This is a genomic window from Vibrio sp. 10N.247.310.24, assembly GCF_041467175.1.
Taxonomy (GTDB): Bacteria; Pseudomonadota; Gammaproteobacteria; order Enterobacterales; family Vibrionaceae; genus Vibrio; species Vibrio tasmaniensis_A.
On the sequence record NZ_JBFSUD010000030.1, the window covers coordinates 12,072 to 38,830 of the forward strand.

Here is a 26,759-nt window from a genome sequence, read left to right on the forward strand (position 1 = left end):
GTTACTCTTTTATCCTCAGACCTTGGCCAACGACGGTTTCAATCAACTTAGATTCAAAAGGCTTATCGATTTTTTGTCTCAGTTGATAAACCTGTACTTTTATGTTGTTACTTTCTGGTGCGTCATTTGGCCACAAACACTCCTCTATTTCTCTACGAGTAACGACTTGTGGAGTTCGGCGCATGAGGAGTTCTAAAAGCATTAGATTGAGTCGATTTAAGTCCAAGACTTGTCCTGATCTTGATACTTGCTGGCTTTCTAGGTCATAGACTAAGTCACCTTGTACTAACCTTTTTTGTTGGCTACTTCTTCGCTTAGAGAGCGCCTTGATACGTAAGGCGAGCTCTTTCATTGCAAATGGCTTGATTAAGTAGTCATCAGTGCCAGCATTGAAGCCAGCTTCTTTGTCTTGCAGCGTATCTTTTGCTGTCAGCATCAAAATAGGCGTATCGTCACCGTCGTCTCGAAGTCTTTCACAGACAGTAAAACCATCTATTTTAGGTAACATTAGGTCAAGAAGAATAACGTCATAGTAGTTTTGTTTTGCGAGTGTAAAACCGCTTAACCCGTTGTAAGCATGATCGCATTTGATGTTTTCAAATTCGAGAAACTCTGCAACAGAAGCGGCGAGCTCCTTGTCATCTTCAACTAATAACACGTTGATAGATAAGTTAGATTTCATTTTTCTTAACCCCAGTTAAAGAAGCGGATCTTTGGGTAATTATGTTGTGATACAGCCGCTTGATATCTTGTTGAACCATTAGCAATACGGGTACCAAAAGAAGTGTTATTACCGTTGCGAATAAGATTCCATACCCCATTGACGTAGCTGCTGGTATTAAAAACTGAGCTTGAGGAGAGGTTTCTGACAGTAAGGGCACTAAGCCAAAATACGTGGTTGCAGAAGTCAGCACAATAGCCCTTAAGCGTCCTGTTCCTGATTCAATTAACGCCTCGTATACGGTATCACCGCTCATTATCTTGGTATTAAAGCGTGAGATCAGTAAGAGGCTATCATTCACGACGACCCCGGTTAATGCAAGCATTCCAAACAGAGAAAGTATACTGATGGGTATCCCTTGGATTAAGTGTCCCATCAAGGCGCCCACAATACCAAATGGAATTGTGCACATGATCAGCAGTGGCTGGAAATATGAATTGAGTGGTATTGCAAGCAATGCGTAGATGCCGATAAGAGCGATAGCAAACACGCTATACAGTGAATTTGATATTTGTTCCTGCTCTTGTTGCTGTCCAGAAAGGACAATGTTTAGGTCACGATACTTATTCTGTAATCTTTTAAACAGGTCGCTATCTAGCTTATCAATGATCTCTTCTGGAGAAGCGATCGTTTTATCAACATCAGCTGTTATCACGTTGACTCTGTTACGATTCATTCGTTCAATATTTTTGGACACATATCGAGTCGATATATTGGCTACCGCATTGAGTGGTACTAACTTACCATTGCTCAAGCGAATTTGTGCGTATTTGAGGTTATCCAGTGTTTGTCTTTTTGCCCGTGGATACTGAATTTTGACCTTTATTTCATGCGAACCTTCTTGAAATTGCTGCACTTCATAACCTTGATAGGCCATGTTGAGTTGTTGTAAGAGATTCGATGTAGTAAGCCCCATCGTTAACCCCATTTCGTTAACTTTAATATCAATTTGGGCTTGTGTATTCGCGAGGCTACTTTTTATTCCATGCACACCTTGTACATTATTGAGATGATCAGTCAATTCACGAGTTGCGTTGCTGATCGTTGCTTCATTTTGACTTCTTAATTCTATGCTTATGGCTTTATCGCTGATCATATCGGCTAAGAAATTGGCGCTGTCTATGCCTTCAAGTGTTGGGACCATGGATTGCCATTCTTTAGCGATAGCACCCGCGCTGATTGGGCGTTGAGTGTTGCTCGAAAGGCCAACAATGATTTGCGAACTGTTATTGGTGGTTTCTACCAATACACTTTGGATTGGTGGTACAGACAGCGCATATTTCTTCACCAACGAATCATTCAATGATGCCGCCATTTGTTCAACTTTAAGTGTTTCACGTTGTACTAATCCGTAGCCAGTATCATCTTCGAATGCGAGCTCGATCGTGATGAAGTTAGTAGAAATCTCTGGGAAAAATACCGACTTAAGTTTGCCGGTTATTAGCGAGCCGCCAACTAGAATACACAGGGAAAAAAAGCCACAAATTACAGCATAACGGTAGCGTATAGCCAGTTGTAAACAGGGTTTGTAGAGATGCCAAGTGATGTATTTGAAAGCACGTAGAACACGCTGTTGAATATAGTGCCATACGGCAGGAATACCCCATGCTGAAGTCGGTTCCATTTTGACTCGGGCAAGGTGAGCTGGGAGAATTAATTTGGACTCAATGAGTGAGAAAATCAGGCAGAAAGTTGCAGCTATGGCAAATTGCGCAAAGATCTTACCGAGTTCCCCTTCGATTAAGCTGAGAGACATAAAAGCGACGATGGTCGTCAACACACCAAATGTGGTTGGTGTTGCCACTTTTTGCGCACCAGCGATGGTCGACTCAACGGAAGCTCCGTGTTTCTCTCTTTGTTCGTAAATGCTTTCACCAATGACGACGGCATCATCAACGACAATTCCGAGGGCCATGATGAAGCCAAAGGTGGTTAGTTCATTAAGGGTGAGTCCAAAGAAAGAATCTCCCATAAGGACCATTGCACCGGCAAACGTAACAGGTAGGCCAACGGCAACCCAGAAAGCCACACGTATGTTTAAGAGCAGAGCCAGTAAAATAACAACGAGAGCGATACCTTGAGCACTGTTCTTCAGTAGCAAAGATAAACGGTTTTTAATCGGCTCACTTTGATCATTCCATTGGGTCAGGTGGATACCGTTCGGCAGAGTCAATTGGTAAGCATCAACGATGGATTTGGTCTCTTGGGCTAGCTGGTTGATGTTTGATTGACCATACATTTTCACCTTTAATCCTACTGATGGATGGCCGTTATAACGAGTAATGCTGCCGTCGTCGTCAAATCCTAATTCAATATGTGCAATGTCGGACAAGAGTATGGTTTGCCCTGTTGCTGTGCGTTTAATGGGCAGCGAAGCGAACTCTTTCGCGCTTCGGTGTTGCTGGTCCGCTTTAAGAACTAACGTCCCTTGAGAACCTTTGAGCTGGCCGGCCGTTTGGGTTAATGATTCTGCTCTAATTTGGCTGACAATTTGCTCCATCGTGAGACTGAAAGCTTGCAATTTGGCCTCGTCAATTTCAATCGAGACCTGCTGAGATTTTCGGCCAATGTAATCAACCTTTTGTATCAAAGGAGAGTCTAGGAGCTTGTGTCGTAACTCGTCTAAATAACGTTGTAATGCACCGATAGGCACGTCACCAAACAGGTTAATTGAAACTACCTCTTCAAGGTCGGCTTGACGCGTGATCACTGGTTTTTTTGCTTCACTAGGTAAATCGCCAATAGCATCAACCGCACTTTTTACATCTTGTTGCAGTTTGTCGAGTGAATAGCCACTCGACTTAGTGATGGTTACCGTGGCACCGTCACTATTTGAACTGCTGTGTATCTGTTTGATGCCTTCTACACCTAACAATGAATCTTCTATTTTTATCGCAATGCTTTCTTCAGCAGAGCGAGCTGAGCCACTTTGATATTCGACGCTTACCGTAATATTGGTTGGGGGGAGTGAGGGGAAGCTTTCTACCCGTGATTGGATAACCGAAAAACCGCCCGCGACTATGATCAAAACCATTAAAAGATTTGCGGCAACTGGGTTATGAACAAACCATGCGATAACGCCATGAGTTTTTAGGTTATTGTCCATCATTCACCTCTTTAAGTGATTTGTCCCCAGAGGCAGGAGTCGGGAGGCTCCGATTTAATGCGAGTTTGTCCGTGTCGTCTGCGTGAGAGCTATCCGAAAGTGCTAATACTTGCATTCCCTCCACGTAGCTGGACAACGGCTTTACAACCAAAGTGATGTGTTGATTTAGGTTGCCCTGTTTAAAACCAATCGCATCGATATCTTGAAACAGTGATTGAGTCTTGTGACGATGAAGTTGACCTTCTTTGACGTACCAAATATTGCCGTCTGCAGTAATGGAAGAGGATGAAACTACAAAACTATCTGAGTAGCTCTTACCTTGAATGACAACTTTAACAAAGCTCCCGATCAGTAAAGGCTCTGGCTGTTGAAGAGGGGAGTCTATTTTTAATATGAGGTTACGCATACGTGTTGATTGTTCCACGAGCAGTGAAAGGTGACTCGCCCGTGCTGCCCATTGTTGCCCTGAATCTGAATTTGATGCTGACTGAATTGTCACCGACAGTGCACTCAAATCGGAGGGGAGCTGTTGCCAGTCGCGTTCTGTGAGCTGAAGATGTACTTCAGCAGTTTCTATGGATTTGATCTGTCCCAACGAGGTTCCGGATGCAACAACACTGCCTGTGGTGACGTTGCTTTGGCTGACAATGGCATCAAAAGGAGCATGGATATTCGTGTTATTTAGTTGTTGCTTAGCATCTTCAACTGCTTGTTGTGCGGCGTTTAATCGTGCCTTTTCTGCTTTAAACTGAGGCTCTCGCAAAGCGAGGGGGCTCGGTGCCTCTTCTATACCTGAAGTTTTCCACTCTTTTTGAGCACGTTGATGTTTGCGTTGTTCTTGGAAAAATGAAAGTTGTGCGTTAGCTAGCTCTTTTTCTGCGTTAGCCAGTAGTACTTGGTAACTGGAATCGTCAATGTGAAATAGCAGATCACCTTTAGAGATTTGTTCACCTAGTTGAAATTTTTTTGCTTTTGAAAGAATCACTCCTGAAACCTGGCTCGTGAGCGTTAAAGTTTCTTCTGGAATTACCTGCCCGTAACCTTCAATGGTAGAGCGGTGTTGCCCGGCAGCAATGTCGACTGTGGTGACTTTGATATATTGTCGAGACTGAGCTTCCAGCGCTAACGTTGTTTCTTCGGGGATTGACTTCATGATGTACATCGCGGTGGCAATGATACTGAGCAAGCCCAAAGCCGTAACAAGTATCTGTTTCATTTTAAACCCCCATTCCTAATGCTAACCCTAAGGTAATTCTGTTTGAGAGCCGAGTACGCTGAGTATTAAGCAACTGGATTTTAGATTGGTAAATAGATTGTTGGGCGATAAGCAGTGCCAAAACGTCACTGGCTCCTTCCTGATAAAGGTTTTGATAGTTTTTCATACTAGCCTTGGAGAATGTAAAAGCATCTCGATAATGCTGTTCTTGTTGTTTGAGGTAGAACTCTTTGTCTAGTGCATTTCCTACTTCATTGATGGCAACCAATAGTTTCTTTTGGTAATCAACAAAGCTCTCTTCTGCTTGAAGCTGAGCTATTTTTGCTTGGGTTTGTAGTGATGATTGGTCAAGAAGAGGTGCGCTGATCCCCCCAACGAGATTCCACAGGGAAGGATTGTCGATAAGCTGGTTTGGTGTTGAACCGCTACGATAAACAGAGGCAGACAGCGTGAATTTAGGCAGTAGATCTTTGTAAGCAACTGCCGCGCTTTTGTCGGCGGCGAGCACTTGCTGATAAGCGGCAAGGAGGTCAGGACGTGATCCAATCATTTCTCCGGGAAGACGTAATGGCGGAGCTTCAACTTCTGGGATCGTGAAAATCATTCGGTTAAGCTGGGTGTCGCTCTTACCTCGTAAGGTATTAAGGCCTCTGATTGCGATAAGCTGATCTTGTTCTTTAGCCGCTAAACTCGCTCTTACTCTGGATGTTGCAGCACGAGCGGTGTCGAGGTCTGCTTGTTCTTTAAACCCATCGAGCACTTGCTCTAGTACAATATTCTCAGTGTTTGAAAGGCTTTGTAGCCAGCGTTGTTCAACCCCGATCACTCTTGCTCTGTAAGCAACATCAAGCCACGCCTCTATTACGCGAGCCGCGAGAGAGTTTTGTGCGTAAGCATAGTCGAGTTGTGTTGCCTGTTGTTTCGCGTTAGCTGCGCTTGCTGAGTCAGCTAAGCGTCCCCAAACATCAAACTCCCAACTTAAATTCAAAGACAGTTTGTGACTGTTCTGAATTTGACTTGTTTTTTGTCTAGAGGCTTGAAAGTCTGTATTTAAAGAAGGTTGAAGGTATTGATCACTTTGAGCCGCTAATAGTTCAGCTTGCTTCAAGCGAAGTGCAGTTTTATGTAGGTCGTGGTTATTGGTGAGGGCTTCTTGAACCAGATCGGCGAGAGCTTGATTGTTGAACAGCGAGAGCAATTGTGTCGACATCGTAGTGTTTACGTATCGTTGAGAGCTTTCCCATTGCTCGGGAATCTGGGTTGTATTGTTCAAACTGGCTTGCGGCGTTGGTGATAGAGAAGCGCAACCCGTGAGATAGGTCAGACTACCCAGTAGTAATAACGCGGATAGGGGGTGGTGTGTGTTCATGCTGTCTTACTCTAAGGTATTTATCTATAGATATACCTAACAGCGAGTAAATTGGAGGTGAAATGAGTGTTTGGTTATTGATTAAAATTGGATATGGATATGGATATGGATATGGATATGGATATGGATATGGGCTAGTAAAGGGTTTATGAAAGAACTTCTGAAAAAATAAAAGCCACTGAAATCAGTGGCTTTCTAGACTTGTCCGTTTTATCTAATCAGGCCATACATGGAATGTGCTGACCTCATACCCCTCGAATAGCAGGCTCTATTAAAAGAAAGGGGTGACATCAATTTCAGCCTTCGTAGGAGAAATTGCTTTTACAATCGTATGCCAGCTGTGTTTTAAATCCACATACTTGACGTCAATGAAACGTTTATTCTTTCGTGAATAGAAGCACTTAACGACAGGCTCAACAGGAGCATCATCATTCGATGACCATACGATTCCAAGATGGCCATTGCTCAGCTCAACGATGGCCCCAATAGGGAAAATACCAATGCAATTAATAAATTTGTACACCAATTGCCGGTCTAAGTGATTAGGTGTCATACCTAACATTATTTTAAACGCTTCCGCTGGGCTCATTCCACGTTTGTAGCAACGGTCAGCCGTCAATGCGTCATAGATATCGACGATACAAGCCATTCGGCCGTGCTGCGGAATTTGCTCGCCACTCAATCCATTAGGGTAACCTGTACCATCTAACTTTTCATGGTGCATTAAACATACATCACGGCTAATTTGACTTAAGCCTTCGATTTTTTTGATGATAGGTTTAGCAAATACTTGGTGTTGCTTGATGTGAGCGAATTCCTCCTCGGTTAAACGAGAAGGCTTGTGCAAAACATTATCATCGATATGCACTTTACCGACATCATGAATAATCCCACCAATAGCCAATGGCTTTAATCGGTCTTTGCCAAAACCCAAATGCTTGCCAAATGTGACCAAAAGTGTGGCGACATTAACGGAATGTTCAAGCAAATAGGCATCTTTCTTACGTAATGCAGAAACACATTGCAAGGCATCTGAATTGATCAGTGCTGATTCAATCAGCTCATCCGCCCAACCATCCAGTTCATCCGAAACAAACGTATGCGAATCAAATGTTGCCGTAATAATTTTCTGAGCAAGACCGCGCGCTTCTTGGATGATTCGCTCTGCATTTTTTTGTCTTACTTCTCGAGAGACCAATTTACTTGGAGAATTTTTACTGCTCTTTTGTTGTTCCTCACTCGTTTCGTCATCAGGAACGGGGTGAAATTTACAACCTTTAGCAGAGAGCTTCTTGTCAACCCAGACATACTTAATGCCTTTATTAACTAATGTATCAATTCCTTTTTTTGAAGAAACGCGTCCAGCGTTAGATAAATAAACACGCTCACTTTTCTGAATTGATGTAACAAACATTCCCACAACCAATGTGTTTATGGAAATTTTTACTGAGTCTTTAAGGTCGAACTGCATTAAATTCAATTAAGTGTTGTCAAAAACAGTGTGATTCTAATCCAATTTCGCGACGAATCTAGTCAAATTGTTGATTTATTTACTCAAAACACCTGAAATTAATCGTGAAACACGTGAAATCAATAGCAAAACACATGAAATTAAAAACAAAAGGCCGAAATGTCACAGAGTTATGCTTCGATCTTAGCGATATTGTTTACAACGGTTAAGTGGCAGTGGTGTAGTAATAACCGTTCTTTTCTATCGAAGTGTCTATCTAAAGGGCTCTGTAGAAAGGTACTTTGTATTGTGGATGTGACTTAAGAGGTGAGGTAGGGAGCTTGCCACCTATTAATAAAAAGATAAAACGTTAGATATTAAAAAAGCCACTGAAATCAGTGGCTTTTTAGAGTCAACCCATATCAGAATGGATTAAAATTAGCTGATAAAAGTTGACGTACTCTTCGATTTCTAATCGATTTCTTTGTCTTTAGTCATAGATAAAAGCCAAAGAGATACGGCTGCAACACCTGCAAAGCCACCAAGAATGATAACTGGCATAGCGCTGTAACCTAGGATGTGCCAAATTACGTTCTCTAAAGTACTCATTCAATCGCTCCTTATTGCCAGCCTTCAACGCCGTGCATGTCTGGTAGTTTGTGTGCGATACCTTTGTGACAGTCTACACACGTTTTTTCACCAGAAGCTAGCGCTGTCGAGTGTTGTTTCGCACTACGAGGGCTCTGCTCTGAGAAGTCCATGTAATCGAACTGGTGACAGTTACGACACTCAAGTGAATCGTTCTTTTTCAATCGAGCCCATTCGCGTTCTGCTAAGTGAGCACGACGTGCTTTGAACTTTTCTTCAGTATTGATGGTTTTCGCAATAAAGTGTGCGTATAGCTCTTTAGAAGCCTGAACCTTACGAACAATTTTATCTGTCCACTCATGAGGTACGTGACAGTCTGAACAGATAGCACGAACACCAGAACGGTTAGAGTAGTGAATTGTTTCTTGGATTTCAGCAACGATAGGTGCGTGACAACCAGAACAGAACTCTTCCGTATTGGTTGCTTCCATACCCGTGTTGAATGCACCCCAGAACAAAAGACCACCCGAGAAACCCAAGAACAAAACAACGCCTACCGCTGCTTTACTTGGTGTCGCGAGTCTTTTCCAAAACGCTTTAAGTAATTTTATCATATATAGCCTCTCTTACAGTCCGGCTACGATTAACGCAGTGAATCTACAGGTTTGAACTCGTTCTCAACTAGCGGTTTAGCATTAGCTTGAGGTACGTGACACTGTAGACAGAAGTAACGACGAGGTGAAACATCAGCAAGTACCGCATCTTCGCGGTTCATGTAGTGAGTTACACTCACTTTAGTTGCACCCATTTCTTTTGCGTTTTTCCAGCTATGACAAGCAAGACACTTGTTAGCGTTAAGAGACACTTCATAGCTACGAATAGTATGAGGTACTAAAGGTGGTTGGTATACGTAGTCACTCTCAAGTACTTGGTCACGAGGAAACTTTTTGAAGTCATCTGCTGCGCGAGTTGCTTCAAGTTCACTTGCACCACGTAGAGATTCTACGCCACCAATGCCGCCTGGGTTATCCAGCTCAGCTTGAGCTTGAACTGCACCAGCTAGCAAAAGACCAGCTGATAGTAGGGCAGTAATCAGTTTTTTCATGGTTAATTTCTCCGCCTAAAGGCTAATTCTTTGAGTGGACTACTTCCTTCAAAAAGTGATGAAAAAAGTAGTCGCAATATTAAATACGTTAGATCTTGTATCTAGGTTCGAAAAGCGCTTGGCTCTTAAGAAACCTTAGTGATCTTAACTGGACACTTCTTGTAATCCGTCTGCTTAGACAGAGGATCCGTTGCATCCAAGATCAACTTGTTGATCAGAATTCTTGCATCAAAGAATGGTACGAATACCAAGCCTTGTGGTGGACGGTTACGACCACGAGTTTCAACACGAACGCGTACTTCACCACGTTTGTTTTCGATAAGAACTTCATCACCACGGCGAAGGCCACGAGCTTTAGCGTCAGCAGGGTGGATGTAACAAAGTGCATCCGGTACTGCTTTGTAAAGTTCTGGTACACGACGAGTCATAGTACCTGTGTGCCAGTGCTCAAGAACACGACCTGTACATAGCCACATGTCGTATTCGTCGCTTGGCACTTCTGGTGGTGCTTCGTAAGGAGCATTGATGATAAGAGCTTTACCATCTGGTTTACCGTAGAAATCCCAACCAGAACCTTTCTTAGCGTATGGATCTGAACCTTCTTTAAAGCGCCACAGTGTTTCTTTACCGTCAACAACAGGCCAACGTAGGCCACGGACTTTGTGGTAAGTGTCGTAAGGTGCTAAATCGTGACCGTGATCGCGACCAAAGGCTGCGTATTCTTCGAATAGACCTTTTTGAACGTAGAAACCTTGAGCTTGAGCATCGTCGTTAAGCTCTTGTGCTTCAGACAGTGGGAATGCATCAACGTTGCCGTTTTTGTACAGCACGTCGTACATCGTTTTACCACGATACTCAGGTGCTTTAGCTAGAAGCTCTTCGCCCCAAACTTCTTCAACAGTGAAGCGTTTAGAGAACTCCATGATTTGCCATAGGTCAGACTTTGCTTCACCTACGGTTTTAACTTGTTGGTACCATGCTTGTGTACGACGCTCAGCGTTACCGTAAGCACCTTCTTTTTCAATCCACATTGCTGTTGGAAGGATAAGGTCAGAAGCTTGAGCTGTTGCTGTTGGGTACGGGTCAGAACATACAATGAAGTTGTCTGGGTTACGGTAACCTGGTAGACGTTCAGTGTTGATGTTTGGACCAGCTTGCATGTTGTTGTTACACATTACCCAGTACGCGTTGATCGTACCATCTTTTAACGCACGGTCTTGCGCAACAGCGTGTTTACCCGGTTTAGGTGGGATAGTGCCTTCTGGAAGCTTCCAGATGTCTTCTGCAATCTTACGGTGTTTAGGGTTAGCAACCACCATATCTGCCGGTAGACGGTGAGAGAACGTACCTACTTCACGAGCTGTACCACATGCAGATGGTTGGCCAGTAAGTGAGAATGGGCTGTTACCTGGAGTAGAAATCTTACCTGTAAGAAGGTGGATGTTGTACACAAGGCTGTTCATCCATACACCACGAGTATGTTGGTTCATACCCATAGTCCAAAGTGACATTACTTTGATGTTTGGATCTGCGTATTGCTTAGCCAGCTTGATAAGGTCATCTTGAGATACACCTGACATTTCAGATGCTTTTTCAACGGTGTATTCAGCAACAGAAGCTTTGTAGTCTTCGAAGCTGATATCAGTCATTTTACCTGAGTTAGGGTTCGCAGCGGCTTTCTGTAGTGGGTCATTGTCACGAAGGCCGTAACCGATGTCTGTTGTTGCTTGCTTGAAGTTCGTGTGTTTGTTCACGAATTCCCAGTTCACCGCATCGTTTTGAATGATGTAGTTAGCGATGAAGTTAGCAATCGCAAGATCTGATTGAGGTTCGAAGATGTAACCTGTGTCTGCAAGCTCGAAAGAACGGTGGTAGTAAGTAGACAGTACGTTTACTTTAACGTGTGGGTGGCTTAGACGACGGTCTGTAATACGAGTCCATAGTACTGGGTGCATTTCTGCCATGTTTGAACCCCACAGTACGAATGCATCTGCGTGTTCAAAGTCATCGTAACAACCCATTGGCTCATCGATACCGAAAGTACGCATGAATGCACCTACCGCAGATGCCATACAGTGACGAGCATTTGGATCGATGTTGTTTGAACGGAAGCCCGCTTTCATCAGCTTAACCGCTGCGTAGCCTTCCATTACTGTCCACTGACCTGAACCGAACATACCAACGCCTGTTGGACCGTTCTTCTTCAGAGCGGCTTTCCATTTCTCAGCCATTACGTCGAAAGCTTTGTCCCAAGATACTGGTGCAAAATCACCATCTTTGTGGAACTCACCATCTTTCATACGAAGAAGAGGCTGTTCAAGACGGTCTTTACCGTACATGATTTTTGAAAGGAAGTAGCCTTTAATACAGTTAAGGCCTTTGTTTACCGGTGCTTCTGGGTCGCCTTGAGTCGCGACCACTTTACCGTTTTGAGTACCAACTAGTACTGAACAGCCCGTACCACAAAAACGACAAGGCGCTTTATCCCACGTGATTTTTGTTTGATCTGAGCTAGCAATCAGGTTGGTTGCTGTTGCTGGCAGAGTTACACCTGCAACGGCTGCCGCTGATGCAGCTGCGTTTGCTTTCACAAACGCGCGTCTTGTCATTTTCATACTTCACCCTCAAGTTGAGAATTGTTGCTTCCAGTTTCTAAATCCGTTTCGTCGAGCTCAGTTTCGATTTGGTGATAAACCAAAGCTGTGCCTAAAACGTTCGTAATATTATTAATTTCTTCGATGGTGTCCGTAACAAAGCCTTGGTTCTCGGTTTCTAGGACCACGATGATTTTGCCTTCAGGGCTACTGCCGTAGATTTCCGCATTATCGTATTGCTCGATTTGTGCTTTGATCTCGTCTAGATGCTCTGGGCTCACATGCACGACTAAACTTGATATATGCACTTCATTTAGTGCCATAAATTGCTCTCGTTATTTTTGTTTTATGCATTACTCACAAGAATAGCCGAAGTAGGGCAAACTGCTACGCAGGCTCCACAACCGCTACACTCATCTAACTCGATTTTTGGTAGAGCAACACTGCCTGCTCTAAGTTGAAATTGAATCGCCATAGGTTCACACATGTCACCACAGCTTCGGCATTCAACATTTTGTTGGGCCAAGCACTTATCAGAGATAGTTGCTTTTGCCAGCCAAGGCGTTTCTTCCTCGGGTTTAAAAATTGGCTCTGGACAAACGTTTGCACATTGATAACAGAATGTACATTCGTCTTTTGAGAAGTCGACAGTAGGAAAACCACCGTCGCCGACAATGATGATGTGTGTCTCGCAACTTTCGATGCATTTACCACAACGTGTACAATCATCTGCGAAGCTTTCTAGACTTTTAATCCAAGGCAATCGAATTTGGCTTGAATCTACTTTTCGCCTAGAAAATAGGCGTCGTCTCGATAGGTCTACCACTAAATGCCTACTAATGTTGCTAAGATGTTGTAATTGTAGATCATTGTTTCGTTAATATCTTGTCATTTATCCTCACAAGTAGTGTAGTTTTAGAAATATTTGTATAAATACCCCTTAAGGGCTAAATGGGATCCTATATTGTCTTAGATCAATAAATTATGAAGCGTTTGGTCACATATTGAATGGAGCTCTGTTTTTTGATGTGTGACAATAGGTTCCCGATAGCCATTTTTATACCTTCAGGATATTAACTTTGCTTATTAAACCTGTTTCATCTGTGACGAGTACAATAGCTAAATCATTGCTATTTATATTGCTCCTTTCAGTTGCCACCACCGGTTTTGCTATTTTTACATTGGCGTCCAGCCTTAATGATGCCGAGGCGGTTAATGTGGCTGGCTCGATGCGCATGCAAAGCTACCGTTTAGCGCATGATATTCAAATAGAATCAGTGGATTACGATTCTCATATTCGTGAATTTGAAAGTTCCCTTTATTCCACATCAATGACTAATTTGGTGAGTTGGGAAGTACCAACTGATATTACAAATGATTATTATTTAATAATTGGCCGTTGGCATGAATTGAAGCAGGTCTTAAATAGCGAAGATAGAAAACACTACCTGGTACTTGTTGAAAATTTTGTTATTGAAATCGACCGCTTTGTTTTTAAGTTACAAGAATTTTCAGAAAACAAATTAATTAAATTGGCATGGGCTGGTGGTATAGGTCTAGGTGGAATACTCGTCATATCTCTTTTTGTTGTTCATTTTGTACGTAAACAAGTTGTTAAGCCTCTACACGCTCTCGTTAGAGCTAGCCAGAGAATCAAAAACAGTGATTTCGAGGTTAAGTTAGAGGTTACCAACAATAATGAACTGGGCATTTTGACCAAAACATTTAACTCGATGGCGAAAGATTTAGGCGTGCTGTATCGAAACCTTGAAGATGTTGTCGATGCCAAGACGGTTGAGTTACAAAATGCTAACCAATCATTACAAGCACTCTATTATTCTTCTCAAGAACTCACGGTAACGCGTGTTGCACCGGAAAATTTCCGAGCTATTTTACAGCACTTGGTCAGTCTAGAAGGGATTGAATCGCTAAGGTTAGAAATCGTCGATAATTCGGGACGTTCTTTGATTATGGATGAAGGTTACGACCCGACTTGCGATTATGAAAAGTTTGAAATGAAACTGGATGATAACGAACTTGTTTTGGGCTATCTGTATTGCTCATATCATCACGGTCATTCAACTAAGACGCTAATTGAGAGTTTTATCCAACTACTATCGAGAGCTATCTATTATAATCGCGCTCAAAAGAAAGCTGAGCAGCTTATTATTATGGAAGAGCGAGCGACGATTGCGCGTGAACTGCATGATTCATTGGCCCAATCGCTGTCGTATTTAAAAATCCAAGTGACATTGTTAAAGCGTGTTATTGGTAAACTTCCGGAGCACAAACATCGAGAGCAGTCAGAGCAGATAGCATCTGAGCTAGGGAATGGATTAGCGGGTGCTTATACTCAATTGAGAGAGCTACTCACCACATTTAGGTTATCCATCAAAGAGGGTAGCTTTGGAGATGCTTTGAGCACCATGCTAGAGCAACTCAGTGAAAGAACCGATGCGAAGATTAAATTAACTAATAACCTTTCATCGCTCGAGCTTGATGCACACAGTCAGGTTCACTTGCTTCAATTGATTCGTGAAGCAACAATAAACGCAATAAAACACGCCAATGCCGACTTGATAGATGTATGCTGTATCGATGAGGACGGACAAGTATTAGTCGTGATTAAAGATAATGGAGAAGGCTTTGACCCAAGTAGTTCGAAGATGAACCACTACGGAATGAGTATTATGCAGGAGCGTGCGGCAAGACTGAATGGTGACTTAACGATTGAAGCGGCTCAAGGTGAGGGCTGTACAGTCATATTGAAATATAAAAGTTTAAAGGAAGTTAAAGTTGACGATTTGTAAAGTAATGTTGGTTGATGATCATCCATTGATGCGCAGAGGTATAAGCCAATTACTGAGCTTTGAAGATGAATTTGAAGTGATTGCAGAAGCAAGTAACGGTACTGAAGCGGTCGCACTTGCCCATGAAGAAGAACCTGATTTGATCCTATTGGATCTGAATATGAAAGGAATGTCTGGGCTAGATACCTTGAAAGCACTTCGAACTGATGGTTCAAGCGCTAACATCGTTATTTTAACGGTTTCTGATAGCCCTGCGGATATCGAAGCGATTGTTAAAGCGGGCGCTGATGGTTACTTACTGAAAGATACTGAACCCGATGAGCTGATTGAACTGCTTAAGCAAGCACATAGCGGCGATAAGGCATACAGCACTGTGGTAGCTCGCTATTTGAATGATGCTGACAGTCGAAATGATATCTTCGACCAATTGACTGAACGTGAAATGCAAATTCTTCAAGAAGTCGCGAAAGGTTACCGTAACAAGCAGATCGCCGATCACCTGTTTATTTCTGAATCGACAGTTAAGGTACATATGAAGAGTTTGTTGAAAAAGTTGCAAGTGCCTTCTCGTACCGCAGCAACCGTTCTTTATTTAGAACGTTATGGTGACATGAAGTAGGGCTTGTTCTTTTTAAGTAATACTATTTAAAGCCGTGCTGTTTCAATCCCTTGTGACATTTTTAGTATCAAGATCCAATAGATAGAGTTTTGAATTCTCTAATTAATATGACGCAAAAAAGGCGCTGAACTTATTAAGTTCAGCGCCTTTTTGTTAGGGCATTTTATATCGGCATCTCTATCTTAGCTTGTATCAGTCTAGATAGAGTGTTTCTTTAAGTTAAGCTGCCATTGGAACCAATACCAGCGTACCAAAGATAACCGTGATAAGACCACAGATTACTGGAACAGAAGTACGTTTTACAACTTCAAACGGGCTGATTTTACCCATACCCGATGTCGCAACAATTACGCCAGATACTGGAGAAATGGTACGGCCTAGGTTAGATGCTTGAAGCATAGGGATGATTAGGAACGCTGGGTTCAAGCCCATTTTCGCCGCTAGTGATGGAGCCAGTTCTACGAATGCATAGAAAGGCGCGTTACCAGAACCTGTCGCGATAGCTGCAGCAACCGTTAAACCTGTTAGGATAAGCATCAATGCGATACCGCCTGCGCCTGCAGATTCAGCAAGACCGATTAGGTTATCAATCGCACCGATAGACATTAGACCTTGAGCAAATACGCCCGCCGCAACCAACAACATTACCACGCCTTTGAACGCGTCAGCCATGCCTTGGTAGCAAGAATCTAAGTCTTCTAATGTTTTCTCGCCGTCAAACTTCTTAACAACGTAATCGATAACTGCGCCCACGAAGATAGAACCTACAACAATGGTGTAGATATCAAGTGAAAGCCCTGGAATCGTGCGGCCGTTGAATAGGAAAACGCCGATGATAGGTAGGAATGGCAGTGCAGCGTAGAAAGCCGGTGCTGTTGTTTCGATTTCAGAAACGTCTACTTTTTCCATTGGCGTGTTTTCTTTTTTATCTAGGTATTTGTTCCAGAAGAAAGCCGCGCCAGCCATCACGATGATTGCACAGATAGAAACAGGCAATACTGTTTGAACAGCAAACACATCAAGAGACATGCCTGATTTTTCAGCTGCGATAACCACATCACCAGAGGTTGGTGAAAGAATGATTGCTGCAGGTGATGCACAAATGGCAACCGCTGCTGGGCGTGAAATACCCATCGCCGTCATCATTGGGAATAGGGTCGCCATCAGTAACACACCAAGGCCTGTTGCAGAACTTACTGCTAGAGACATTAGACACGCTACGATGTAAGCCGCAACAAGAAGTACATAGGGAGATTTAATAGCAGCAAGCGGTTTAGAGAACTGTTTCACTACTACGTTGTTAGCACCAATGTGCGTCATGTAAGAAGCAAAACCACAAAGAAGCATGATTTGCATGCCCAGGCCGCCCCCACGGTACTGAAGCATGTACTTAACAAATTCTAGTGAGTCGGTAACCATGTTACCTGTTGATGCGACTTTAGCTGGTAAGACTGTGTGACCAATAAGGCCGGTAATAAGAAGTAGGGCAAGGCCAGCAGTTAGTAACACGCCCGCTGCTTTATAGCCTTTTACAATAAAGTAACCAACAGCAATGGTAATCACTAATCCGATCAAGAGCTCTAACATAGAAATCTCCACAAAGTTTAAAAAATATAAGAAAGTGTTTCAGAATATGACAATGAATGTACAGAAAACTACACTGTGGCACGAGGCAAACTTGAGTTTGGTATGATCTAAGACAAACATTTTTTTTGATGTTAATTGTGGTTGTAAATATTGATTAACCACTGTTGTTTGGATGTTAATAAACAAATTTTGTGACTCCCTAGAATATAACTTGGATCACCTTTGCTTGTTTTAGTTTCATATGACAGGAAGGGTTGGATAACTTTAGCCGTTGATTTGCAAATGGTGATAATAGCGAGAAAAAGAGAGTTATGTGGGGCAAGAGACGAACGGGCGATTTGATGTGGGAAGCACAATCAAAGTGTTACAGCCTTATGATGTTTTAGAGTGGTTTTAATGCTATCGAGCACTTCGCGTTGAAGCCTGGAGGGAGATTTAATTCTCGGTGATCAAATCACACAACGCGTATCTGGTGTGTGATTTGGTATTAAAGGTAAAAGAAGCTCTAAGTGTGGAAGAGCTTCTTTGGTGCATTCGTTTAGGTAAACCAAAGCCTATAGTATTGCTTACCTTTGGCGTCTTGCGACCAAAGTGAATCGGTAATCGTTAGACGTGAAGTAGTTACGGCTGTATTCAAACACCGTGTTATTGGCAAGGTAACCGCGAGTACGTTTTTCAATGATAGGCTGAGCTGGGTCAATACCTAGCTGTTTCGCAACATCTTCAGGCGGAAGAATCGGCACCAATTCTTGCTCACTTCTATCAATCACCATGCCTTTGGTGTTCTCAATAAAGTCGTACTTTGATGTCTGCATCACTTGATAGGTGAGATCTGGGAATAGGGCAACAGGTAACCAAGTTTCTTCAACCGTGATTGGATTGTTGTCTATGAAACGAACACGTTTTACGTAGAAAACCAATTCGCCTTCTTTGATATCTAAATGCTCAGACATCGCCAAAGAACACGGCTTCATTTCAAAGGCCAGGACTTCACTGTGTGTAACCACATCCAAATGCGCCCACTTTTCTTGAAAGCTCGACTGTTTGTAGATGTCGTAATTGATCTTGTTCTCTTTGACGTAAGTACCGCTGCCTTGAACACTTTCAAGCTCATCGTTTTCGATCAGTAGTTTCAGCGCCTGCCTAACCGTTACACGGCTTACCGAGAATACTTCACGCAATTGCGCTTCTGTTGGGAGTGCTTCGCCAACTTTATATTCTCCAGAACTGATCTTTTCTCTTATTGCATCGGCGATTTGGCGATACATAGGGAGTCTTGCCATTTTTGCCTCATTTGTGCGCTAGGACAACTAGACTTTGATTAAGAACCTGTACCTTAAATACGTAAATTTGCTCTATATAAGCCTTGCTTTAAAGGTTAGTGTGAGCATCGTATCGGCGTTTTGTAGTACATATAATACAAATTAAACGATACATAACAAGCTTTCTTAAAGGATTTACCAATACGATTCAAATACAAATTAAATACAAATATGTATTGATGAGATCGTGATCACGGATTAAATGTCTTGAAGTTGTATTATTCTTCTCGTCGGCAGGGACGACTGTCGTACTAATCCGTGACTATGGGACAAAGGTTATGAAACTTACTACTCTAACGAATAAGTCGCTCGTAAATCTGCAAACTACGTTTAGCAGTCGAGAAGAAGCGATTTACGCACTTGCTGACCAACTGGATCAGCAAGGCAAACTGCATAACAAGCAAGAGTACCTTGATGCAGTATTTGCTCGTGAAGAGCAAGGCCCGACAGCGCTTGGCGAAGGCCTAGCAGTACCGCATGGCAAGACTGACGCGGTTAAAGAAGCTGGTTTCGCTGTAGCAACGCTTAAAGAAGACATGAAATGGAAAGGCTTGGATGAAGACGAAGATGTAAATCTAATCTTCCTAATTGCGATTCCAAATGCAGAAGCGGGTTCTACCCACATGCATCTGCTTACTGCACTGACAACTACATTGGTTGACGACGATGTTCGCGAAGCAGTATTAAAAGCAACAACCGCTGAAGAAATCTTCGCGCTTCTTGATGGCGACAATCAACAAGATGAGAAACAAGACAACTTAGATACAAATGCCCCGACAATTGTATGTGTGACGGCTTGCCCAGCAGGCATTGCTCATACCTATATGGCGGCAGAGTATCTTGAAAAGGCGGGCAAAAAGCTTGGCTATAACGTGCATGTTGAAAAACAGGGCGCAAACGGTATAGAAGATCGCTTAACGGCTGAGCAATTAAACAATGCTGTGGCTTGTGTTTTTGCTGCTGAAGTGGCGATTAAAGAATCTGAGCGCTTTAACGGCATTCCTCGTGTAGAAACGCCAGTTGCAGAACCGATTAAACACGGTGAACGCATTCTTAATGAAGCGATTGAAGAGTCGAAAAAAGGTAACGGAGCAGAACGTAAAGTTGCTACTGATGACAAACCAAAGAAACTTCCGTTGAAAACTGAGCTTAAACAAGCACTGCTTTCTGGTATTTCTTACGCGGTTCCTCTTATCGTTGCTGGTGGTACTGTTCTTGCGGTTGCTGTTCTTATCGCGCAAATTTTTGACCTGCAAGAGCTCTACGCAACAAAAGATTCTTGGCTATGGATGTATCGCAAACTAGGTGGCGGCCTACTGGGTACATTGATGGTGCCAGTACTGGCAGCTTACACAGCTTACTCATTAGCAGATAAACCGGCACTTGGTCCTGGTTTTGCCGCAGGTATTGCAGCAAACATCATTGGCTCTGGTTTCCTAGGCGGTGTTGTTGGTGGTTTGATTGCTGGTTACGTGATGCGTTGGGTAAAAGAGCATGTTCGCTTAGGCCCTGCGTTTAACGGCTTCCTTACTTTCTACCTTTATCCGGTGATCGGTACTTTAGTGGCAGGTAGCTTGATGCTATTTGTTATCGGTAAACCTGTTGCGTTCCTAAACCAAGGTCTAACGGACTGGTTGAACGGTATGTCAGGCACCAATGCGCTGTTATTGGGTGCGATTCTTGGTCTGTTTGTATCATTCGACTTAGGTGGTCCGGTAAACAAAGCCGCTTACGCATTCTGTTTAGGTGCAATGGCGAACGGTGTTTATGGCCCATACGCAATCTTTGGTTCAGTAAAAATGGTATCAGCGTTCACCGTAACGGCTTCAACCATGATCGCTCCACGCCTATTCAAAGACTTTGAGATTGAAACCGGTAAATCTACATGGCTACTTGGCCTAGCGGGTATTACCGAAGGTGCGATCCCAATGGCGATTGAAGATCCAATCCGTGTAATCGGCTCATTCTTACTAGGATCAGTGGTTACAGGTGCGATGGTTGGTGCGGCAGGTATTGGTCTATCGACTCCGGGTGCAGGTATCTTCTCTATCTTCTTGTTACACGATTCAGGTTTGGGCGCATTCTCTGCTGCTGCAATCTGGTTCGGTGCTGCCATTGTCGGCACAGTGATTTCAACCATTACTCTTCTGATGTGGCGTGGTCACGCTGTAAAAAAGGGTAAGTTTGAAGCAAGTACTGCAACACAGAACTAACTGAATTTTGAGTTAGCTGCTAACTCACTGCGAAATCAATATATAAAAAATAACAAACAACTGGCTGTCCTAAATACCTGTGCTCCTAACGGTTTTATTCTCACAGATTCTGGGCGTGGTTTTCTGCACCCTAAATTTAGTGGCAGCCAATTTTAACCCCTTGAAAAACTTTAATTTAGTCGTATTTGAGCTCGAATTTAAGATTTACTCGAAGCGACACATTTAGGTAAATGATTATGACTACATCACGCGTACATATTACTCCACACATGCACTGGGATCGTGAATGGTATTTCACAACAGAAGAGTCTCGTATTCTTCTAGTGAACAACATGGAAGAAATCATGAACCGTCTGGAGAGCGATCCAGAATACAAATACTACGTTCTAGATGGTCAAACAGCCGTTCTAGAAGATTACTTCGCGATCAAACCAGAGAACACAGAACGCGTAAAAGCATTGGTTGAAGCGGGCAAGCTAATTATTGGCCCTTGGTACTCTCAAACCGACACAATGCAAGTTTCTGGTGAGTCGATTGTACGTAACATGATGTATGGCATTCGCGACTGTATGAAATTTGGCGATGCAATGAAGATCGGTTACCTACCAGATTCATTCAGCATGAGCTCTCAGCTGCCGATGATCTACAACGGCTTCGATATCACGCGTGCAATGTTCTGGCGTGGTTGTTCAGAGCGTCACGGCACCAACAAAACAGAATTCTTATGGCAGTCAAACGACGGCAGTGAAGTAACGGCACAAGTGCTTCCGCTGGGGTACGCGATTGGTAAATACCTTCCTCAAGATGAAGAAGGCCTGCGTGCTCGTTTAGATAAGTACTTCCCAGTGCTAGAGAAACCATCGGTAACCAAAGACATCCTGCTGCCGAACGGTCATGACCAAATGCCGATTCAAAAAGACATCTTTGAAGTAATGGACAAGCTTCGCGAAATCTACCCAGATCGTGAATTCTCAATGAGCCGTTACGAAGAAGTGTTTGAGAAAGTAGAAGCGGCGCGCGACCAACTCGACACAATCAAAGGCGAGTTCAACGACGGTAAATACATGCGTGTTCACCGCACGATCTCTTCTACGCGTATGGACATCAAACTGATCCACGCAGAAATCGAAAACAAGATTGTAAATATCTTAGAACCGCTAGCGTCTATCGCTTGGACATTAGGCTTTGAGTACCACCACGGTTTGATTGAGAAAATGTGGAAAGAGAGCATGAAGAACCACGCTCACGACTCGATTGGTTGCTGTTGTTCTGACAAGGTTCACGCTGAGATCCTAAACCGCTACATCCTTGCGGACGACATGGCGACCAACCTGATTCACTTCTACAAGCGTAAGATTGTCGACCATATGCCAGATCGCGAAGGTTGCGACAAACTGGCGATGTTCAACCTTTCGCCATACGAGCGTGAAGAAGTGGTTAACACGACTATCACTATCCGTGCTCAAGAGTTCTCTATTTTTGATGAAAACGAAAACCCTGTTGAATACTTCATCCAAGATAAACGCCAAATTGACCCAGGTAAAGTAGACCGTCAAATCGTTCACTACGGTAACTACGACCCGTTCATGGAGTTTGATATTCAGATCAAACGTACTGTGCCAGCGATGGGCTTCACCACGTTACACATCCAAGGTAACGAGAAGGGCGCAGTAAAAGTTGCAGAACAAAAAGACTACTTGCTAGAGAACGAGTACTACCGAATCAATGTAAACGACAACGGTACTCTGACTATTTTCGATAAAGAGACAGAGCAAGTATTCGACCAAGTACTTCGTTTAGAAGACGGTTCTGATGACGGCGATGAGTACGATTACTCTCCATCTCGTCAAGAATGGTTGCTGTACTCAGATGAGTTCCCGGTAGAAACATCGATTGATCACCAAGGCTTTCAATCGGTAGCGAACATCGCTTTCCGCATGAACGTGCCTGCAAACCTTGCAGAGCGTGAAGAACGTACGGGTCAAAACGGATTCGTTGACGCGCAATGCCAAGTGGTATTGAAGCAAGGTTCTCGCCGCATTGAAGTTCGTATGGAGCTAGACAACCAAGCCGACGACCACCGTGTACGTGTGCTAGTACCAACGCCATTCGTTTCTGAAACTGTGGTTGCAGATAACCAGTTCGGTTGTATTACTCGACCAACCAATGACCCTGCTATGGCGGTTTGGGAAGAAGAGAAGTGGAAAGAAGCGCCAGTTCCTGTGTATCAGTTAATGAACTTCGCAGCGCTAGAAAACGGCAAAGCGGGTATGGCGATTATGTCGAATGGCCTGCGTGAATTTGAAGTGATTGCTTCGCAAGGTGACGAAAACAGAGATACCTTCGCACTGACATTGTTCCGTGGTATCGGCGTGTTGGGTAAAGAAGAACTATTGCTTCGTCCGGGTCGTCCTTCAGGTATCAAGATCCCGACACCGGACTCACAAGTACGCGGCAAGTTAGTGTGTGAATTCACTCTATGCGGTTTCTCTGGTAATCACATAGACGCGAACATCATGGCGCAAGCACGTGACAATGTCACTCAAATCGAGTGCTACAACAAGATCCCTTACAACGCGATGAAGCTAAACGTAGGTGAGCAGAACCTTCCAATGAGCTTTAGCCTTCTGTCTAAGCAACAAGCAGGTGCGGTGCTAAGCGTACTTAAGAAAGCGGAAGACGAAGATGCGCTGATCATGCGTGTCTACAACCCAGCAGAAACGGGTTCAGTATCGGATTCAATCTCGTTCACTCAAGCGGTTTCAAGTTGGAAAGAGACAAGCATGGACGAGCGCGTTCGTGAAGGTGATGTAGCGACAGAAACCTTTGGTGACTTGTCTTTTGGCGAACTGGCATCTTGCCAAGCAAAAACATTCCAAATCAAATTCTAATTTCAATCACCCGCTCACCTTGATGGGCGGGAATGGTGAACGACAATGAAAATTGTAATTGCCCCCGATTCATTTAAAGAATCACTCGACGCTCATCAAGTTGCGTCTTGTATTGAGCGTGGATTTGCTGACGTTTTCCCTCATGCAGAGTTTGTGAAAATGCCACTCGCCGATGGCGGAGAAGGCACGGTAGACGTGTTGTTAGACGCGCTCAATGGTAAGAAGCAAGGGCTGCAAACGACGGATCCAATCGGACGTGAATGCACGGCTTACTGGGCTTCACTTGTACAACAGGTTGATGGAAAAAGCGTAAACGCTGCCTTGGTAGAGTTTGCCCAAGCTTCGGGTTTAGACCGATTAACCGTAGAAGAAAGATCACCTTTAACTGCATCTTCGTTTGGCACAGGGCTATTGATTAAAGATGCTTTAGATCAAGGCGTTGAACAAATCATTATCGGCTTGGGCGGTAGCGCAACCAACGATGCAGGTGCAGGCATTTTACAAGCGTTGGGAGGCAAGTTATTAGACAAGCAAGGAAACGAGCTATCTGGTGGCGGTGCCGAATTAAGCCAGCTAGCAAGCATCGATCTTGATGGGCTGCACCCGAGATGTAAAGAAGTCACGTTCGTGGTCGCGTGTGATATAAATAATCCACTGTGTGGCGAAAGCGGAGCAAGTGCTGTGTTTGGTCCGCAGAAGGGAGTATCAAAAGCTCAAGTTGAACAACTTGATACTGCGATCGGACACTTTGCCGATATCGCTCAAGCGCGTACGGGTATTAATCATCGAGACACAGCTGGTTTTGGTGCGGCTGGTGGTACACCACTGGGGTTAAGTCTTGCATTCAATATCCAAATTAAAGCGGGTATTGAGATGGTACTAGATGCCTTGGGTGCAGATAAGGTTCTTGACGGTGCTTCACTGGTCGTGACTGGAGAGGGGCAGATGGACAACCAAACCCTGCAAGGTAAAACACCTTTCGGTATCGCTCAGCGAGCTCAAAAGCTGAATATTCCAACGATAGGAATTGCGGGCTCTTTGGGGCAAGACGTTGAAAAGCTTTACGGTTCAATGTCTAGCTTATTTGGAACTGTACGTTCACCTCACTCTTTAGACCAAGTTTTATTAGAAGCGAATCAAAACCTGACTCGTACTGCCCGTAATATCGCCGCCACGCTCAAGCTTGGCAGCCAGATTTTTAATGAGAAGTAATTATGTCTCTATTTAAACTCGACAACGTTATTCAAAACTACGCATGGGGAAGCAAAGACTCCATTAACCAACTGTTTGGTATTGTGAACCCAAACCAAGAACCTCAAGCAGAAATTTGGATGGGTGCTCATCCTAATGGTTGCTCAAAAGTAGGCGATACCGGTGAGCCGCTTTCTCACATGATTGATGAAAATAGAATCGATGTCTTAGGTGGGTACACGGCGGCACGTTTCGGTGAACTACCTTTCTTATTTAAGGTATTAGCAGCTGAAACACCGTTGTCGATTCAGGTTCATCCGAATAAGCGTAAATCTGAATTAGGTTTTGAGCGAGAGAATGCACTTGGTATCCCTTTGAATGCGTCAAATCGTAATTACAAAGATCCAAACCACAAGCCTGAGTTGGTTTATGCGTTGACCTTCTACAAAGCGATGAATGGCTTTCGTCCAATCGACGATATTATTGCCTTGTTCGAAGAAGCAGATATTCGTTCGTTAGCGATTGAGCTTAATGTACTTAAAGCCAATGCCGACAGTGATTCTCTGAAGTCTTTCTTTAGCGCAATTATGTCTCTTGAAGGTGACCGCAAAGCGTCTGCGCTTAATGAGCTTTATGCTGCACATGCGCGACCAGCTAAAACGGTCATGGGGCGTGAAGCTCTGCAATACAGCATTGAATTCAAACAGCACTATCCGGGTGATATTGGTTTGTTTGCCCCATTGATGCTCAACACGGTTGAACTGGCGCCCGGTGAAGCGATGTTCCTGTTCGCAGAAACACCTCACGCTTATGTGCAAGGTACGGGTTTAGAGATCATGGCAAACTCAGACAATGTGCTGCGCGCCGGTCTTACACCCAAATACATAGACGTTCCTGAACTTATCGATAACACGATCTTTGAGCCGATTAAGCCAGAAGATATTCGTCTTAAGCCTGTATTGAAAGAGGGCAAGATGAGCTATCCGATTCCTGTGGATGACTTTGGATTTGATATCTTGTCTGCGACTGATGAGAGCAAGTCACAGTATTTACGTAGCGCGGAGATCTTGTTCTGTGTGGAAGGAGAGGCGACCGTCACTTCAGAAGGACGGTCAGTTTCTCTTAAACCCGGAGAATCGGTCTTTGTAAGTAGTAATTCAAGTGTTTACCAATATCAAGGGAATGGCATTTTGGCTCGTGCTTTTAACTAGTGCCCCCGTGCTAGCGATCAGCAAAAGAAATGTCAGAGTGCCACTGTAAAGTGGTACTCAATATTGGATTGATGGTTGTTACTTATCTGTTTTTGACAGCATTAATTATTGACCATACCCGCTACTCTTGCGGGTTTTTTTATAAGTAGAATGAGCAGATATAAGTGTGTACAAAAGATAAACCCTGCGATCAGAGCAGGGCTTTTATTGAATCAGTACTGAGTGACTGGTTAGGCAATGTGCGTCATTTTATTAAGCACAAAGGTTTCGATACAGTCTTCAGTCGCAGCCATGTACTCAGCGATGTGTTGGCTCGCTAAGTGTTTCTCTAGGTGAGCTTCAGATTCCCAGTTCTCATGAAAAATGAAGTGAGCAGGGTTACTGTTATCTTGGTGCAGATCGTAGTTAATACAGCCGTCTTCAACACGGGTTTTATCGATCAATTTAATCATCTCTGATTTAACTAACTCAATCTTATCTTCTTTAGAGACGATTGTTGCAATAATAGTCAGTTTGCTCATTTTCAATTCCTTAGGTCTAAACTCAGTAAGTTAAAGTAATATAAGTATAAATTCAGATTGAAGAAAGAGTTCTGGAATCCAATAACTATGGTTCTTGAAGCCCATAATTTAGACTTGAGAGTACTTGGCTAATGGCTAATGGCAAATAGGTTACGCTCATAAAAAAGCCCTCATAGTAATATGAGGGCTTCAAATAAGAGTTAAGCAGTGTCGTTACTGGTGCATTAAGCGGACTATCCTGCCTT

At 43.5% G+C, this 26,759-nt stretch carries 20 protein-coding genes; 6 read left to right on the plus strand and 14 right to left on the minus strand.

Going from position 1 to position 26,759, the window contains the following annotated elements:
• Position 1 precedes the first annotated feature (1 nt).
• The 11 genes from AB6E08_RS11385 to napF form a co-directional block, all read right to left on the minus strand.
• Complete coding sequence (locus AB6E08_RS11385) at positions 2–682, minus strand: response regulator transcription factor (protein ID WP_371702185.1); 681 nt, start codon at positions 680–682, stop codon at positions 2–4.
• Complete coding sequence (locus AB6E08_RS11390) at positions 672–3,827, minus strand: efflux RND transporter permease subunit (RefSeq protein WP_372066321.1); 3,156 nt, start codon at positions 3,825–3,827, stop codon at positions 672–674. Before AB6E08_RS11390 ends, AB6E08_RS11385 begins: the two co-directional genes overlap by 11 nt.
• The gene (locus AB6E08_RS11395; protein ID WP_372066275.1) at positions 3,817–5,043 is read right to left on the minus strand and encodes an efflux RND transporter periplasmic adaptor subunit; all 1,227 of its coding nucleotides are present in this window, start codon (positions 5,041–5,043) and stop codon (positions 3,817–3,819) included. The genes AB6E08_RS11390 and AB6E08_RS11395 overlap by 11 nt, the downstream gene beginning before the upstream one ends.
• Position 5,044: 1 nt before the next feature.
• Positions 5,045–6,253 carry a TolC family protein gene (locus AB6E08_RS11400; RefSeq protein WP_009845459.1) on the minus strand — a complete coding sequence of 403 codons (1,209 nt, stop codon included), beginning with the start codon at positions 6,251–6,253 and terminating at the stop codon, positions 5,045–5,047.
• A gap of 430 nt (positions 6,254–6,683) precedes the next feature.
• Complete coding sequence (locus AB6E08_RS11405; protein ID WP_122047503.1) at positions 6,684–7,883, minus strand: HD-GYP domain-containing protein; 1,200 nt, start codon at positions 7,881–7,883, stop codon at positions 6,684–6,686.
• Positions 7,884–8,333: 450 nt separating this feature from the next.
• Positions 8,334–8,471 carry a TIGR02808 family protein gene (locus tag AB6E08_RS11410; RefSeq protein WP_009845457.1) on the minus strand — a complete coding sequence of 46 codons (138 nt, stop codon included), beginning with the start codon at positions 8,469–8,471 and terminating at the stop codon, positions 8,334–8,336.
• Between the two features lie 11 nt (positions 8,472–8,482).
• On the minus strand, positions 8,483–9,064 hold the full coding sequence (locus AB6E08_RS11415) for a NapC/NirT family cytochrome c (RefSeq protein WP_009845456.1): 582 nt from the start codon (positions 9,062–9,064) through the stop codon (positions 8,483–8,485).
• A 29-nt stretch (positions 9,065–9,093) separates the two neighbouring features.
• Entirely contained in the window at positions 9,094–9,555 is a 462-nt protein-coding gene (locus tag AB6E08_RS11420; protein ID WP_009845455.1) for a nitrate reductase cytochrome c-type subunit, read from the minus strand.
• A gap of 125 nt (positions 9,556–9,680) precedes the next feature.
• Positions 9,681–12,170 carry a periplasmic nitrate reductase subunit alpha gene (napA, locus tag AB6E08_RS11425; protein WP_009845454.1) on the minus strand — a complete coding sequence of 830 codons (2,490 nt, stop codon included), beginning with the start codon at positions 12,168–12,170 and terminating at the stop codon, positions 9,681–9,683.
• Positions 12,167–12,472 carry a chaperone NapD gene (locus AB6E08_RS11430; RefSeq protein WP_372066280.1) on the minus strand — a complete coding sequence of 102 codons (306 nt, stop codon included), beginning with the start codon at positions 12,470–12,472 and terminating at the stop codon, positions 12,167–12,169. Before AB6E08_RS11430 ends, napA begins: the two co-directional genes overlap by 4 nt.
• A gap of 23 nt (positions 12,473–12,495) precedes the next feature.
• Positions 12,496–12,975 carry a ferredoxin-type protein NapF gene (napF, locus tag AB6E08_RS11435; RefSeq protein ID WP_372066283.1) on the minus strand — a complete coding sequence of 160 codons (480 nt, stop codon included), beginning with the start codon at positions 12,973–12,975 and terminating at the stop codon, positions 12,496–12,498.
• A 253-nt stretch (positions 12,976–13,228) separates the two neighbouring features.
• Between napF and narQ the strand changes: the two genes are divergently transcribed.
• Both narQ and AB6E08_RS11445 read left to right on the plus strand, forming a co-directional pair.
• Entirely contained in the window at positions 13,229–14,959 is a 1,731-nt protein-coding gene (gene narQ / locus AB6E08_RS11440; protein WP_017097478.1) for a nitrate/nitrite two-component system sensor histidine kinase NarQ, read from the plus strand.
• On the plus strand, positions 14,946–15,578 hold the full coding sequence (locus AB6E08_RS11445; RefSeq protein ID WP_017101837.1) for a response regulator: 633 nt from the start codon (positions 14,946–14,948) through the stop codon (positions 15,576–15,578). The genes narQ and AB6E08_RS11445 overlap by 14 nt, the downstream gene beginning before the upstream one ends.
• A 219-nt stretch (positions 15,579–15,797) precedes the next feature.
• On the opposite strand, the gene dcuC is transcribed toward AB6E08_RS11445, so the two are convergent.
• Together dcuC and AB6E08_RS11455 are read right to left on the minus strand one after the other, a co-directional pair.
• Positions 15,798–17,165 (minus strand): anaerobic C4-dicarboxylate transporter DcuC, encoded by a 1,368-nt coding sequence (gene dcuC, locus AB6E08_RS11450; protein WP_372066287.1) that lies wholly within the window; start codon positions 17,163–17,165, stop codon positions 15,798–15,800.
• A gap of 566 nt (positions 17,166–17,731) precedes the next feature.
• Positions 17,732–18,448 (minus strand): GntR family transcriptional regulator, encoded by a 717-nt coding sequence (locus tag AB6E08_RS11455; protein WP_009845448.1) that lies wholly within the window; start codon positions 18,446–18,448, stop codon positions 17,732–17,734.
• Between the two features lie 317 nt (positions 18,449–18,765).
• On the opposite strand from AB6E08_RS11455, the gene mngA reads away from it, so the two are divergent.
• From mngA to manA, 4 genes are all read left to right on the plus strand, one after another.
• Entirely contained in the window at positions 18,766–20,700 is a 1,935-nt protein-coding gene (gene mngA / locus AB6E08_RS11460; RefSeq protein WP_017102861.1) for a PTS 2-O-a-mannosyl-D-glycerate transporter subunit IIABC, read from the plus strand.
• 236 nt (positions 20,701–20,936) lie between these two features.
• A complete protein-coding gene (gene mngB, locus AB6E08_RS11465) occupies positions 20,937–23,591 on the plus strand; it encodes a mannosylglycerate hydrolase (protein WP_372066290.1) in 2,655 nt (884 codons plus the stop codon).
• 45 nt (positions 23,592–23,636) lie between these two features.
• Complete coding sequence (locus tag AB6E08_RS11470; RefSeq protein ID WP_372066293.1) at positions 23,637–24,803, plus strand: glycerate kinase; 1,167 nt, start codon at positions 23,637–23,639, stop codon at positions 24,801–24,803.
• Between the two features lie 2 nt (positions 24,804–24,805).
• On the plus strand, positions 24,806–25,993 hold the full coding sequence (gene manA, locus AB6E08_RS11475; protein WP_371709319.1) for a mannose-6-phosphate isomerase, class I: 1,188 nt from the start codon (positions 24,806–24,808) through the stop codon (positions 25,991–25,993).
• Positions 25,994–26,223: 230 nt separating this feature from the next.
• Here the strand turns inward: manA and AB6E08_RS11480 are convergent, their stop codons facing one another.
• Entirely contained in the window at positions 26,224–26,514 is a 291-nt protein-coding gene (locus AB6E08_RS11480) for a putative quinol monooxygenase (RefSeq protein WP_372066296.1), read from the minus strand.
• Positions 26,515–26,759: the final 245 nt, after the last annotated feature.